The organism is Campylobacter sp. IFREMER_LSEM_CL1890, from assembly GCF_025772045.1.
In the GTDB taxonomy this organism is placed as follows: domain Bacteria; phylum Campylobacterota; class Campylobacteria; order Campylobacterales; family Campylobacteraceae; genus Campylobacter_D; species Campylobacter_D lari_D.
The window spans coordinates 88,897-102,464 of record NZ_JAKMRK010000002.1 but is presented as its reverse complement, the minus strand read 5'-3'; the positions used below and the strand labels follow the sequence as shown (position 1 = coordinate 102,464).

The following is a 13,568-nucleotide window of genomic DNA, read 5'->3' as shown; positions in this document are numbered from 1 at the left end:
TTTCATAAAAAATTATATAAAAAAAGGTCTTGAAAATGGTTGAAAGATATAGCAGAGAAATCATGGCTAAAAAATGGGACATGCAAGCAAAATATGAGGCGTGGTTAAAAGTGGAATTAGCTGCTGTGAAAGCGTGGAATAAACTTGGTCTTATTAAAGACGATGATTGTGAAAAAATTATAAAAAATGCAAAATTTGATATAGCAAGAATAGATGAGATAGAAAAAACTACCAAACATGATGTTATCGCTTTTTTAACTAGTGTAAGTGAAAGTTTGGGTGAGGAAAGTCGTTTTGTGCATTATGCGATGACAAGTTCAGATTGTATTGATACTGCAGTTGCTTTGCAGATTAAAGATAGTTTGGAACTAATCTTGCAAGATTTAGATCAAGTTTTAGCAGCGATTAAAACAAGAGCATATGAGCATAAAAATACCTTAATGGTGGGAAGAAGTCATGGAATTCATGGAGAGCCTATAACTTTTGGTTTAGTTTTGGCTATTTGGTATGATTCGCTAGTTCATGCAAAAGATTTAATTATTCATGCAAAAGAAGTGATTAGCTATGGAAAAATCAGTGGTGCTATGGGAAATTTTGCTCATGCTCCACTTGAATTTGAAGAAGAAGTTTGTAAAAATTTAGATCTTAAACCAGCACCAGTTTCAAACCAAGTTATACAAAGAGATCGCTACGCACAGGTTATCTCGGCTTTAGCTATTTTAGCTTCAAGTTGTGAGCAAATAGCTGTTGCTATCCGCCATTTTCAAAGAACAGAAGTATATGAAGCTGAAGAATATTTTTCTCAAGGACAAAAAGGAAGCTCAGCTATGCCTCATAAAAGAAATCCTGTTTTGAGTGAAAATATCACCGGTCTTTGCAGGATGATAAGAGCTTATGTAACACCTGCTTTAGAAAATGTAGCCCTATGGCATGAAAGAGATATATCACATTCTAGTGTTGAAAGATTTGTATTACCTGATGCTTTTATCACGACTGATTTTATGCTTTCAAGATTATGCGGTGTGATAGAAAAGCTTTTGGTGTATCCAGAAAATATGATGAAAAATTTAAATTTAACTGGGGGGCTTGTGTTCTCTCAAAGAGTGTTGCTTGAACTTCCATTTAAAGGTATAAGCAGAGAAGAAGCTTACAAGATTGTTCAAAGAAATGCTATGAAAGTTTGGGCTGATTTGCAAAATGGTAAGCCTGCGTTAAATGAAAAAGGTGAGAGTTTATTTTTGCTAGCTTTATTAGCTGATGAGGATTTGAAAAAATCTTTAAGTGAAGCAGATATTAGAAATTGCTTTGATTATAACTACTATATTAAAAATGTAGATAAAATTTTTGAAAGAACTTTTAAATAATAAACTAGGGGTTGTGAGTGAAAGTATTAAAAAGAAATGGAAGAACTGAAGAGTTAGATGTTTCTAAGATTAAAAAATATACTACCGACGCGGTGGCAAATTTAGAAAATGTAAGTCAAAGTGAGCTTGAAGTAGATGCAAAAATTCAATTTCGTGATGGTATAACAACAGAAGAAATCCAACAAACTCTTATAAAAACAGCAGTAGATAAAATAGATATTGATAGACCTAATTGGACCTTTGTTGCTGCAAGATTGTTTTTGTATGATTTATATAAAAAAGTAAGTGGTTATAATGGGTATAAGCATTTAAAAGAATACCTTGAAAAAGGCGAAAAAGAAGGTAGAATTTTAATCGGCTTAAAAGAAAAATATGATTTAGATGATCTTAATGCTTATATCAAGCCAGAGCGTGATTTGCAATTTACTTATCTTGGTATAAAAACTTTGTATGATAGGTATTTGATTAAAGATTCTAAAGGTATGCCTATAGAATTACCACAACAAATGTTTATGGCTATTGCGATGTTTTTAGCACAAAATGAATTAGATTCTCAAACTTGGGCTAAAAAATTTTATGATTTGATCTCAACTTTTGAAGTAATGCTTGCAACTCCAACCCTTTCAAATGCAAGAACTACAAGACACCAATTAAGCTCATGTTATATAGGAAGCACACCTGATAATATAGAAGGGATTTTTGATTCCTATCAAGAAATGGCACTCTTATCTAAATTTGGCGGTGGTATAGGCTGGGATTGGTCTAAGGTGCGTGCTATGGGTGGAAGTATAGATGGGCATAAAAACGCAGCAGGCGGGATCATACCATTTTTAAAAATCACTAATGACATAGCCGTTGCTGTTGATCAACTTGGTACTAGAAAAGGGGCGATTGCTGTATATATTGAACCTTGGCATATGGATATTAATGACTTTTTAGATTTGCGTAAAAATTCTGGCGAAGAAAGAAGAAGAGCGCATGAACTTTTCCCTGCTTTGTGGATTAATGATTTATTTATGAAAAGAGTAAGGACAAATGGTAAATGGACGCTTTTTGATCCTGCTGATACTGCAAGTTTATGTGATTTATATGGTGAAGAATTTGAGAAAAAATACGAAGAATTTGAAAAAGATGAAAGCATAGCTAAAGAAATTATAGATGCAAAAGAGCTTTGGAAAAAAATACTTTTATCTTATTTTGAAACAGGTATGCCATTTTTATGTTTTAAAGATAGTGCAAACAAAACAAATCCAAATTCCCACGCAGGAATTATAAGAAGTTCAAATTTATGTACAGAAATTTTTCAAAATACAGATCCAAACTATTATCAAATTAAAATCGTATTTGATGATAAAACAGAGCTTCATTTGGATGAGGATGAAGAGCTTGCAATAGATGGAGGGTATAAAAAACTTGCTAAGAAAGTTTCTACTTTAGATAGTATCAATGGTAAAAAAGTTTATATAGTAGAAAAATATAAAAACGAAGGAAAAACAGCAGTTTGCAATCTAGCAAGTATAAACTTAAGTAAAATCAACACTAAAGAAGATATCCAAAGAATAGTACCAACAGCGATAAGAATGCTTGATAATGTGATTGATTTGAATTTTTATCCCCATGTAAAGGTTAAAAATACCAACTTAAAATCACGCGCTATAGGACTTGGTGTAATGGGTGAAGCGCAAATGTTGGCTGAAGCTCAAATTTATTGGGGCTCTAATGAGCATTTTGAAAAAATTGATCGTATTATGGAGATGATTAGCTATGAGGCGATTTTAGCTAGCTCAAATTTAGCTTTAGAAAAAGGAAACTATCCTGACTTTGAAGGATCAAATTGGAGTAAAGGTATAGTACCAATTGATGTGGCAAATGAAAATGCTAAAAAACTTACCGCAAGTGAAGGTTTGTTTGATCAAAGCGAGTGTGATTGGGAAAAATTAAGAGAAAAACTAAAAAGAGATGGCATAAGAAATGGTTATTTAATGGCTATAGCGCCAACTTCTTCTATCTCGATTTTAGTGGGTACTACTCAAACAATTGAGCCTGTGTATAAAAGAAAATGGTTTGAGCAAAACTTAAGTGGTATGATACCAACTGTGGTGCCAAATTTAAGCGCTAATACTTGGCAGTATTATACTCCTGCTTATGAGCTTGATCAAAAAATCTTAGTAAAAGCAGCAGCGATTCGTGGTAAATGGATTGATCAAGGTCAATCATTAAATATCTTTGTTTCTTTAGATAAAGCAAGCGGTGGATATTTAAATGAAATTTATCAACTTGCTTGGGAATTAGGTGTTAAATCAACTTACTATCTAAGAAGCGAAAGTCCTGATAGTCAAAAAGTAAATGATGATGTGGTTGATAGAACTATAGAATGTGAAGGTTGTCAATAAAAATGGAGAAACAAAATGCATGTAAAAAACTCACTACCGGAGCTTACGCTTAGGGGTATAATACTAGGAAGTATTTTAACGATTATTTTTACTGCCTCAAATGTATATTTGGGGCTTAAAGTTGGTCTTACTTTTTCTACTTCTATTCCTGCTGTTGTAATTGCAATGGCTGTTTTAAAAATCTTTAAAGATTCTAATATTTTAGAAAATAATATGGTTCAAACTCAAGTTTCAGCTGCAGGTACGCTCTCGGCTGTGATTTTTGTTATACCAGGTCTTTTTATATGTGGGTATTGGTTTGAATTTCCACTTTGGCTTACCTTTATGCTCTGTCTTTGCGGAGGTGGATTAGGCGTGCTTTTTACTATACCTTTGCGTAGAGCTATGGTAGTAGAGAGTAAATTGGCTTATCCTGAAGGAAGGGCTGCTGCTGAAATTTTAAAAGTGGCCAATAAAGATCAAGCTGATAAAAAAGGAAAGGTGGGCTTAAAAGAAATCACACTTGGTGTAGTATTAGCTTCTATTGTAAGCCTTTTTTCAAGCGGCTTTAAACTACTTTCAAGTGGAAGTAGTTTTGCATTTATTTGGCAAAAAATGACTTTTGGATTTTCTATGGGCTATTCAGTGGCACTTTTGGGTGCTGGATACTTAGTAGGTATAGCCGGAGGTGTTGCATTGCTTGTGGGTATGGTGCTTGCTTGGATGGTTTTTGTGCCATATTTTTCTGCTAAAGAAAGTTTTGATGTAAGCTTAAGTGCGCTTGATATAGCTAATCAAATTTGGGCTCAAAAAGTACGCTTAATAGGTACAGGAGCTATTGCCATAGCAGCATTATGGACTTTAATAGAACTTGCAAAGCCTGTATATGATGGTATGAAAAATATGCTTAAAAAAACCTCATTAAACCTCTCACAAGATCCTAAAGATATGGATTTATCTTTAAAAGCTATGCTAGGTTTATTTGTACTTATGTGTATAGGTTTGTTTATTTCATTTTATGCTTTTGTGGCTGATTCAAATTTAGCAAGTGGTTATCAAATTCTTTTTGCTTTAATGGGAACTTTAGTAGCTATTTTTATAGGCTTTTTTGTAGCTTCTGCTTGTGGATATATGGCAGGTTTGGTGGGTTCATCATCTTCTCCTATTTCTGGTATAGGACTTATTGGGATTATGATTTCTTCTTTGATTATTTTACTTTTGGGTTATCAAGTAGATTTATTTAGCGATCCTTTAATGTCTAAATTTGCTATTGCTTTTGCTATATTTACTACTAGTGTTATTTTGGCAACTGCTGCTATTTCTAATGATAATTTACAAGATTTAAAAACTGGCTATTTAGTGGGTGCAACTCCTTGGAAACAACAAATTTCTTTGATTATAGGTTGTGTATTTGGAGCTTTAGCTATTGCTCCTGTTTTAAATTTATTATACCAAGCTTATGGTTTTGTGGGTGCAATGCCAAGAGAAGGAATGGATGAGGCAAATGCACTTGCTGCACCACAAGCAAATTTGATGAGTACTATAGCACAAGGCATTTTTAATGCTAATATCGATTGGAGTTATATTATAGCAGGAGCTTTTGTGGGTGTTGGTATAATCATTGTCGATCGTTTATTAAGAAAGAAAAATATGTCTTTACCACCTTTAGCTGTGGGTATAGGTATATATTTACCACCTGCTGTTAATATGCCTTTGTTTATAGGTGGATTATTGGCATATTTAATTAAAAAGCGTTTGGATCAAAGATATGCTAAAAATGCTCATAAAAAAGAACTTATTCAAGAGCATGAGCAAAAAGGAACCTTATTTGCCTCCGGTTTGATAGTGGGTGAGAGTATATTTGGAGTATTAATAGCTGGCTTAACTGTGCTTTCTATTAGTAGAGGTGGAGCTGAAGATCCACTTGCTATTGCAACTTCATTTAAAGACGATGGGATTATAGGTTTTGTAGTGTTTGTAGCGATCATGCTAATTTTTGCAAGAAGAGTACTTAAAAAATGAATTTAGATTATTATTATGCTTTGATTTTAGGAATTATCGAGGGTTTGACAGAATTTTTACCTGTTTCATCTACAGGACATATGATTTTAGGTGCCGAAATTTTGGGTTTAAATATAGATGATTTTTGGAGAAGTTTTTTCATCATCATTCAGCTTGGTTCTATACTAGCGGTGATTTTTATTTTCAAAGAAAAACTAACTCAAAAACTTGATATTTGGTTAAAACTTGCTGTGGGCTTTTTGCCTGCAGGTGGGGTTGGTTTTATAGCATATAAGTTTTTAAAAGAGATATTTAATGGCTATACCGTGGCTACTATGTTAATCATTGGTGGGATTATTTTTATCATTATAGAACTTAAACATAGAAAAAAAGATTACACAATCCACTCTTTAGATGAGGTAAGTTATAAACAAGCTTTTTTGATAGGTTTAACTCAAGCTCTTGCTATCATACCAGGTACTTCAAGAAGTGGAGCAAGTATCATAGGTGGCTTATTGCTTGGGCTTGATCGCAAAGTGGCTTCTGAATTTTCATTTTTACTTGCAATTCCTACCATGATTATAGCAACAGCTTATAGCATTTATAAAGAACCACAGGTTCTAAGCAATATGAATAATTTCATTCCTTTAGCCATAGGTTTTATAACAGCTTTTGTAGTGGCTTTTATAGTAATAAAAATATTTTTAAAATTAATCAGCAAGATAAACTTTATACCTTTTGGAATTTATAGGATAATTTTAGGTTTTGTATTTTTATACCTTTTTATGAGTGGTGCTTTAGATATATCAAGAACGGGTGTTTGAAATATAAAAATATCCTTTATTTAAAAAAAGTTTAAGTTTTTCATAGCTAAAATTAGTCTTATATTTTAATTTAAGCTCACAAGGTTAGTGAGTGTTAAGGGTAGAAATGACAAAAGATATAATTGCATATGTAAATAATGAAACTTTGGTAGATACTCAAAGTTTTAACAATGACACAAATTTAACTCCGATTTATTTTGATAACTCTAAAGAAAGTTTAGAAGTTATCCGCCACTCTTGTGCGCATTTAATGGCTCAAGCGATTAAAAGTTTATATCCAGAGGCTAAATTTTTCGTAGGGCCTGTGATAGAAGATGGGTTTTATTATGATTTTAGAGTTGATAGTAAGATTTCAGAAGAAGACTTAAGCAAAATCGAAAAGAAAATGAAAGAACTAGCTGAAGCAAAGCTAGACATCACAAAATACGAACTCTCAAAGATTGAGGTTAAAGAAAAATTTGCTAATGATGATTTAAAACAAGAAGTTTTACTAAGAATTCCTGACGGAAAAATAAGTATTTATAAGCAAGGCGAATTTGAAGATTTATGCCGTGGACCTCATGTACCAAACACTAGATATTTAAGATTTTTCAAGCTTACTCGTGTAGCGGGAGCGTATTTGGGTGGTGATGAAAAAAGAGAAATGCTCACAAGAATTTATGGTACTGCTTTTGCAGATAAAGAAAGTTTAAATGAATACTTAAAAATCATTGAAGAAGCTAAAAAAAGAGATCATAGAAAACTTGGTAATGAAATGAAGCTTTTTGCCTTTGATGATGAAATAGGCGGTGGGCTTCCTATATGGCTTAGCAATGGTGCAAAATTAAGAAGTAAATTAGAGCATTTGCTATATAAAGCACATAGATTAAGAGGCTATGAGCCTGTGCGTGGGCCTGAGCTTTTAAAAGCTGATGCATGGAAAATTAGTGGGCATTATGCAAACTATAAAGAAAATATGTATTTTACGCAAATTGATGAGCAAGAATATGGCATTAAGCCGATGAATTGTGTAGGACATATTAAAATTTATCAAAGTGATGTTAGAAGCTATCGTGATTTACCTTTGAAATTTTTTGAATATGGCGTGGTACACCGCCATGAAAAAAGTGGAGTTTTGCACGGGCTTTTTAGGGTAAGAGAATTCACTCAAGATGATGCGCATATTTTTTGTATGCCAAGTCAGATAAAAGAACAAGTTTTAGAAATTTTAAGTTTTGTTGATACTTTGATGAAGGCTTTTGAGTTTGATTATGAAATGGAAATTTCAACGCGCCCAGCAAAAGCAATAGGCGATGATGAAATTTGGGATATAGCTACAAAGGCTTTAAAAGAAGCTTTAGATGAGCAAGGTTTAAAATATGGCATTGATGAGGGTGGTGGAGCTTTCTATGGTCCAAAAATCGATATTAAAATCACTGATGCGCTAAAAAGAAAATGGCAGTGCGGAACTATACAAGTGGATTTTAACTTACCAAGCCGTTTTAAACTCGAATACACAGACGCAGATAATGAGAAAAAACAACCTGTAATGCTTCACCGTGCTATTTTAGGTTCTTTTGAAAGATTTATAGGAATTTTAGTAGAGCATTGTGCGGGTGAGTTGCCATTTTTCATAGCACCAACTCAAGTAGCTATAGTGCCTATTTCGCAAAATCATCATGAGTATGCAAAAGAAATAGCAAGAAAACTTTTAGAACTTGGCATTGATAGTGAAGTGTATAATAAAAATGAAAGCTTAAATAAAAAAATCCGCACCGCTGAAAAAGCACATGTACCTATGATACTTGTTTTAGGTGATGAAGAAGTAGCAAATAAAAGTGTGGCTTTAAGAGATAGAAGAGCAAAAGAACAAAAAACAATGACTTTAGATGAATTTATAACCCTAACAAAGGAGAAATTAAGTGAGGTACGCTTTTGAGTAAAGAAAAAGAAGTATTGCTAAATGAAGAAATTCAAGCAGATGAGATCAGATGTATAGGTGATGATGGCAAGGTTTATGGCATTATTAGTAGTGATGAAGCACTAGATATAGCAAATAGACTAGGGCTTGATTTGGTGATGATAGCCCCTGAAGCCAAACCACCTGTATGTAAGATAATGGATTATGGAAAATTCCGTTATCAACAAGAAAAGAAACAAAAAGAAGCAAAGAAAAAACAAAAAGTTATTGATATAAAAGAAATCAAACTTTCTGTGAAAATTGCTCAAAATGACATTAATTATAAAGTCAAACATGCAAGCGAGTTTTTAGAGCAAGGCAAGCATGTGAAATTTAGAGTGTTTTTAAAAGGTCGTGAGATGGGCTCTCCTGAAGCAGGGGTAGCTTTGCTTGAAAAAATTTGGCAAATGGTTGAAGATATAGCAGATAGAGACAAAGAGCCTTTACTCGAAGGACGCTATGTAAATATGCTAGTAACTCCTAAAAAGAAAAAATAATCACAAGCCTTTTTAAGGCTTGTATTTTAAACTTATGCTAGAAGAAAATCCGCAATTTTTAAAAGAACAAATCGTAACTTATCTTGGTAATAAAAGATCTTTGCTCGAGTTTTTAAATCAAGGCTTTAAATTCGCACAAAATGAGCTTAAAAAAGACAAATTTAGTTTTTGTGATGTATTTAGTGGCTCTGGGGTAGTTTCGCGTTTTGTGAAGCCTTATGCGAGTTTTATCATGGCAAATGATTTGGAAGATTATTCTAAAATCATCAATGAGTGTTATTTAAGCAATCAAAACGCGAAATTTTTACAAGAATTACAAAAACATTATGCTTTTTTAACTTCTGATTTAAAACTCAAAAAAGGCTTTATAAGCAAGCTTTATGCGCCAAATGATGATGAGTATATCCAAAAGAATGAAAGAGTTTTCTACACACTTAAAAACGCTATGTATTTAGACTCTATGCGAGAAAAAATTTCAAGCCTGCCGAAAGAAATTCAAAAATACTTCATCGCACCACTTATCTATGAAGCAAGCGTGCATGCAAATACAAGCGGGGTTTTTAAAGGCTTTTATAAAGATAAAAATGGAGTGGGAAAATTTGGAGGAAATGGAGCAAATGCGCTTAGTCGTATAAAGGGTGATATAGCTTTAAAAATGCCTATTTTTTCAAATTTTACTTGTGAGTATGAGGTTTTTCAAAAAGACGCAAATATTTTAGCTAAGGAGCTTGATAGCTTTGATGTGGCGTATTTAGACCCACCTTATAATCAACACCCTTATGGATCAAATTATTTTATGTTAAATTTAATCGCTAATTATAAAAAGCCAAATGAAATTTCAAAGGTTTCTGGCATACCAAAAGACTGGAACCGCAGTGCTTTTAACAAAGAAAAAAAAGCCGAAGATGCTTTGTTTGATTTGATAAATGATTTAAAAGCTAAGATTGTATTACTTTCTTATAATTGTGAGGGTTTTGTAAAAAAAGAAAATTTCACAAAAAGACTTCAAAGTCTTGGAGAATGTTTTGTGCTTGAGCAAAAGTATAATGCCTTTAGAGCTAGTAGAAACCTTTCTAAACGCTCTATGCATATACAAGAACAACTCTATGTATTAAAAAAACGCTAATCTTGCATGTATGTATTTAACTGCTTAAAAAGCTTTTCTTTTAAAGCAATAGGCTTGTTTATTTTAATATATGGTATCCAATATCTTATTAAATTTAAAAGCTCATCATCATAGGTATAAAATGCCTTGATGTAAATAAAATTCTCATCCTCATCTATAAATTCGTATTTAGTAAGGGCATTTTTTCTTAAGAAATATTCTTTGGCTTTTTTATCAAGCTTTAAAATAGCTTCTTTGTTTTCTTTACTAATCCAGTTGCTTTGATCTTTTTGAATTTGTTTTAAAAACTCTTCTTTTGGGGTAAAAATTTCTTTTTTTTCTACTTTTAGTTGTGTGATTTTAGAAAAAGTAAAGGTTTTTAAAGTATCGTTTTCATCTGCTAAAAGATACCATATGTGATCAATATTGATGAGTTTGTATGGATTTGCTTTTCTGTGTTTTTCTTTGTAGTAAAAACTAATGGGGTATTTTGCTATGATAGCTGCACTTAGTTCCTCAAAAACTTCTCTATCAAGTGTTTCATAGCTTTGGGTTTTGACTAAAAAGGCTTTATTGATTTTTTCATTAAGCAAGTCGTTTAAAAACTCTTTATCTAAACTAGGATAAAGTCTACCTATACCGCTTAAAATAGCAAAATTTTGTATATCTTTAAAGCTTAATTTTCCTAAAACATAGCCTTCTAAAAAATACTTTCCATTTTCTTTTTTTATAGGGATAAAAGCAAGGCGCTCATGCAAGTCTCTTTGTATGGTGCGAATGCTGACATTAAATTCTTGTGCAAGCTCTTTTAAGCTAAAACGCTCGCCATTGTTTAAACACTGCAGTATAGAAACTAAACGCGTAGAAAGCTTGTCTTTTTCCATATACAACCTTTTTTTGTTTATTTTAGCAAATCTTTGATGTTTTGTTTGATTGTTTTTGGATCATTTTCGTAGGTAGTTAAAATACAATAAAATCTTTTGATATAATTTATTAAACATAAAATAGTTTTATTTGAGAATATAAAAATTAATTAATAAAAATTTATTTTTTATTTTATTAAATTCCAATAGATATAAGTATCAAAGAATAAAAACAAATTTATGGTCAGTAAATATAATGATACAATTGTATCATTATATATTAGCATTTTCTTATATTCGATCCGCATGCAATATCGCCTGTGCAAATGGTATCGCCTTGAATTTTTATTTGTGACTCTAACTGAGCAATACTTTCATCTACCTGCATTTTTTCTCCTATCCACAGTATGTCCAATTCGATCCGCATGCAATATCGCCTGTGCAAATGGTATCGCCTTGAATTTTTATTTGTGACTCTAACTGAGCAATACTTTCATCTACCTGCATTTTTTCTCCTTAAGACATCATAATATTGTAACATGTCCACTATTAGATTTTATTGAAATTTGACCATTATCAGAATCGTTTCCACTTGATTTCTTACCATTAATAGAGCCAATAAAGTCATTTTTATCTATAACTATAGATGCCTTGTGGCTTTTTATATCCCATTTTTTTACTTTATTGCTTGAAAATAACTTTAGAGTACCATTATTAGCTTTTAGATCAAGATTTTGTATATCGGATGTATTTTGAAAAATTAGCGTATTGCCTTTAATTTTGCAATTGTTAATAGCGTTAGATAGCGTAATGTTTCCGGTATTTATTTTAATCCCTAAAGTATCTACTATATCATATATAAATATCACACCATCGTTCAGTTTTATGTTTAGTTGTTTTATAGGGGTGTATATGAAACATTCTGCTTTATTTGATTGGAGTTCTAAGGTGCATTGGTTTGTAAGGTAGATTTTTGCAGAACCCTCGTAAGATGTGTTTTTTATAAGTTCTTTTGAAAAAAAGCAAAAAATATCATGTATATTTTTAAATTTTTTATGATTTCTTGGTGTTGTAATATTTAAAAAATCATCGCCATTTTCTATTATTACATCCTCTTGTATGGAGTCAAATTCTACATAATTTTCTTGACAGTTTGAACTTAGTATTTCTATATTCATATTTAGTTTAAAATTAATATTTAATGTTGTCTTGTTTAAAATAATTTTTTTTCTCATTATCTATTAACCTTTCTTTTAAAATTAGTTTTTGTTTTCGAATTTTGTCGATGATTTGGTCTCGATCTGTTGGTTGAATAGGACATGCTTTATCTTTTTTTATAAAGTTTTTTAATGCGCAAGATCTTCCCATGCATTGAAAAAAGAAAAAACATTCGCCACAGTTGGAATCAAAGTTTATATATTTTTCCCATTGTTGTATTTTATTCGCATTCAAAACTATATTATCTTTTATTTTTCCAAAATTATTATATGTTTGATCTACAGCAATTGTACATTTTAGAATATTCATATCAGGTGTTATTGTCATTGTGTTTTTTTTAGAGGCGTAACAAATGGAACCACCAATTTGACTATAAAGAGATATATCACCAAGTAAAAAACCTCTTTCGAGAGCTTCTTGCTCCCATAAATTTTGCACATTATACTTATCTTTGTAATATGCATTAAAAGTTTTATTTGTGGTTGTTCCGTTGGCATCTGAATATAGACCAATAGGGCGAAATATCAATCTAAACCTATAGTCATGTTTTAAGAAATTCAAATTTTCAAAAAATAATTTCCTGTTCAATTTTTTTGAACTTTCTTGATTAAAATTACATCTTAATATAATACTATAGTTGCTATTAAGTTTACTAATATCTTGTAAATTTTTCATTATAGTTTTATAGCTTCCGCTTCCATTACATTTGATTCGAAGTTTATCATGTGTTTCTTGAATTCCGTCTATTGTAATTTGATAATTTGTTATGTTTCTTTGTAGTAAATCTTGAAATTTATTACTTGATAGTAAATATCCATTTGTTGTCATAGAAGCATTATGTTGAATATTTTTAATTTTTTCTTGAAATATTTTAATCCATTTGTAGTTTAGCAAAGGTTCTCCACCAAAATATTCTATGTGAATGTTTTTATCAAGATGTTTATTGATTAATTGTAAAATTTTATCATTATGAAATGTGGAAAATTTTGAAGTATTTTGATGGTTTTCGTAACAATATACACATCTAAAATTACAAGCATAACCAGCTGGTAGTAAGATAAGATGTAAGCTATCATTTTCTCTTTGAAGTTGTTTCTTGAATTCTTCTTTTTGTAGTTCCAATCCATCTAAAATGATATTTTTGCTAATAAACATGTTTTTTATTAAATAATCAATATTTGTTTGCTCGAAGTGTTTTGAGAAATTTACTATGTTTGAATCAATTTTAAGAATATTTTCTTTTTCTATTGATAAACCTATATTATTCATCCAATTGTAAAAGTAGATTGTATTTCCTTCATGTAATGTGCTAACATGTTTAAAAAGTTCGTAATCCATTATACCTCCGTAATTATATCTAGTATTTTTGTCAGATTATATTATAA

The 13,568-nt window shown here is 31.2% G+C and carries 10 protein-coding genes; 7 read left to right on the top strand and 3 right to left on the bottom strand.

Annotated features, from left to right (window positions below; genetic code table 11):
* The first annotated feature begins 35 nt into the window (after positions 1 to 35).
* The 7 genes from purB (at position 36) to L8W57_RS01635 (ending at position 10,123) form a co-directional block, all read left to right on the top strand.
* Positions 36 to 1,364 (top strand): adenylosuccinate lyase, encoded by a 1,329-nt coding sequence (gene purB / locus L8W57_RS01665; protein WP_263661879.1) that lies wholly within the window; start codon positions 36 to 38, stop codon positions 1,362 to 1,364.
* Between the two features lie 17 nt (positions 1,365 to 1,381).
* Positions 1,382 to 3,757, top strand: a complete 2,376-nt coding sequence (locus L8W57_RS01660) for a ribonucleoside-diphosphate reductase subunit alpha (RefSeq protein WP_263661878.1) — start codon at positions 1,382 to 1,384, stop codon at positions 3,755 to 3,757.
* A gap of 15 nt (positions 3,758 to 3,772) precedes the next feature.
* Positions 3,773 to 5,758, top strand: coding sequence for an OPT family oligopeptide transporter (locus L8W57_RS01655; protein WP_263661877.1), 1,986 nt, complete (start codon positions 3,773 to 3,775; stop codon positions 5,756 to 5,758).
* Complete coding sequence (locus L8W57_RS01650) at positions 5,755 to 6,561, top strand: undecaprenyl-diphosphate phosphatase (protein WP_133319104.1); 807 nt, start codon at positions 5,755 to 5,757, stop codon at positions 6,559 to 6,561. Before L8W57_RS01655 ends, L8W57_RS01650 begins: the two co-directional genes overlap by 4 nt.
* Before the next feature lie 106 nt (positions 6,562 to 6,667).
* On the top strand, positions 6,668 to 8,479 hold the full coding sequence (thrS, locus tag L8W57_RS01645; RefSeq protein WP_263661875.1) for a threonine--tRNA ligase: 1,812 nt from the start codon (positions 6,668 to 6,670) through the stop codon (positions 8,477 to 8,479).
* Positions 8,476 to 8,997 (top strand): translation initiation factor IF-3, encoded by a 522-nt coding sequence (gene infC, locus L8W57_RS01640; RefSeq protein ID WP_039617082.1) that lies wholly within the window; start codon positions 8,476 to 8,478, stop codon positions 8,995 to 8,997. The genes thrS and infC overlap by 4 nt, the downstream gene beginning before the upstream one ends.
* Before the next feature lie 34 nt (positions 8,998 to 9,031).
* Complete coding sequence (locus L8W57_RS01635; RefSeq protein WP_263661874.1) at positions 9,032 to 10,123, top strand: DNA adenine methylase; 1,092 nt, start codon at positions 9,032 to 9,034, stop codon at positions 10,121 to 10,123.
* Here the strand turns inward: L8W57_RS01635 and L8W57_RS01630 are convergent.
* From L8W57_RS01630 to L8W57_RS01620, 3 genes are all read right to left on the bottom strand, one after another.
* Positions 10,120 to 10,986 carry a helix-turn-helix transcriptional regulator gene (locus L8W57_RS01630; RefSeq protein WP_263661873.1) on the bottom strand — a complete coding sequence of 289 codons (867 nt, stop codon included), beginning with the start codon at positions 10,984 to 10,986 and terminating at the stop codon, positions 10,120 to 10,122. The genes L8W57_RS01635 and L8W57_RS01630 overlap by 4 nt on opposite strands.
* Before the next feature lie 503 nt (positions 10,987 to 11,489).
* Positions 11,490 to 12,200, bottom strand: a complete 711-nt coding sequence (locus L8W57_RS01625; RefSeq protein WP_133319109.1) for a hypothetical protein — start codon at positions 12,198 to 12,200, stop codon at positions 11,490 to 11,492.
* Positions 12,157 to 13,521, bottom strand: a complete 1,365-nt coding sequence (locus L8W57_RS01620) for a radical SAM/SPASM domain-containing protein (protein ID WP_133319110.1) — start codon at positions 13,519 to 13,521, stop codon at positions 12,157 to 12,159. Before L8W57_RS01620 ends, L8W57_RS01625 begins: the two co-directional genes overlap by 44 nt.
* Positions 13,522 to 13,568 lie beyond the last annotated feature (47 nt).

Excerpts from the sequence above, each read along its gene's own strand:
- purB (WP_263661879.1), top strand. The coding sequence starts at position 36 with ATGGTTGAAAGATATAGCAGAGAAATCATGGCTAAAAAATGGGACATG.
- L8W57_RS01655 (WP_263661877.1), top strand. The coding sequence starts at position 3,773 with ATGCATGTAAAAAACTCACTACCGGAGCTTACGCTTAGGGGTATAATA.
- L8W57_RS01650 (WP_133319104.1), top strand. The coding sequence starts at position 5,755 with ATGAATTTAGATTATTATTATGCTTTGATTTTAGGAATTATCGAGGGT.
- thrS (WP_263661875.1), top strand. The coding sequence starts at position 6,668 with ATGACAAAAGATATAATTGCATATGTAAATAATGAAACTTTGGTAGAT.
- L8W57_RS01635 (WP_263661874.1), top strand. The coding sequence starts at position 9,032 with ATGCTAGAAGAAAATCCGCAATTTTTAAAAGAACAAATCGTAACTTAT.
- L8W57_RS01630 (WP_263661873.1), bottom strand. The coding sequence starts at position 10,986 with ATGGAAAAAGACAAGCTTTCTACGCGTTTAGTTTCTATACTGCAGTGT.
- L8W57_RS01625 (WP_133319109.1), bottom strand. The coding sequence starts at position 12,200 with ATGAGAAAAAAAATTATTTTAAACAAGACAACATTAAATATTAATTTT.
- L8W57_RS01620 (WP_133319110.1), bottom strand. The coding sequence starts at position 13,521 with ATGGATTACGAACTTTTTAAACATGTTAGCACATTACATGAAGGAAAT.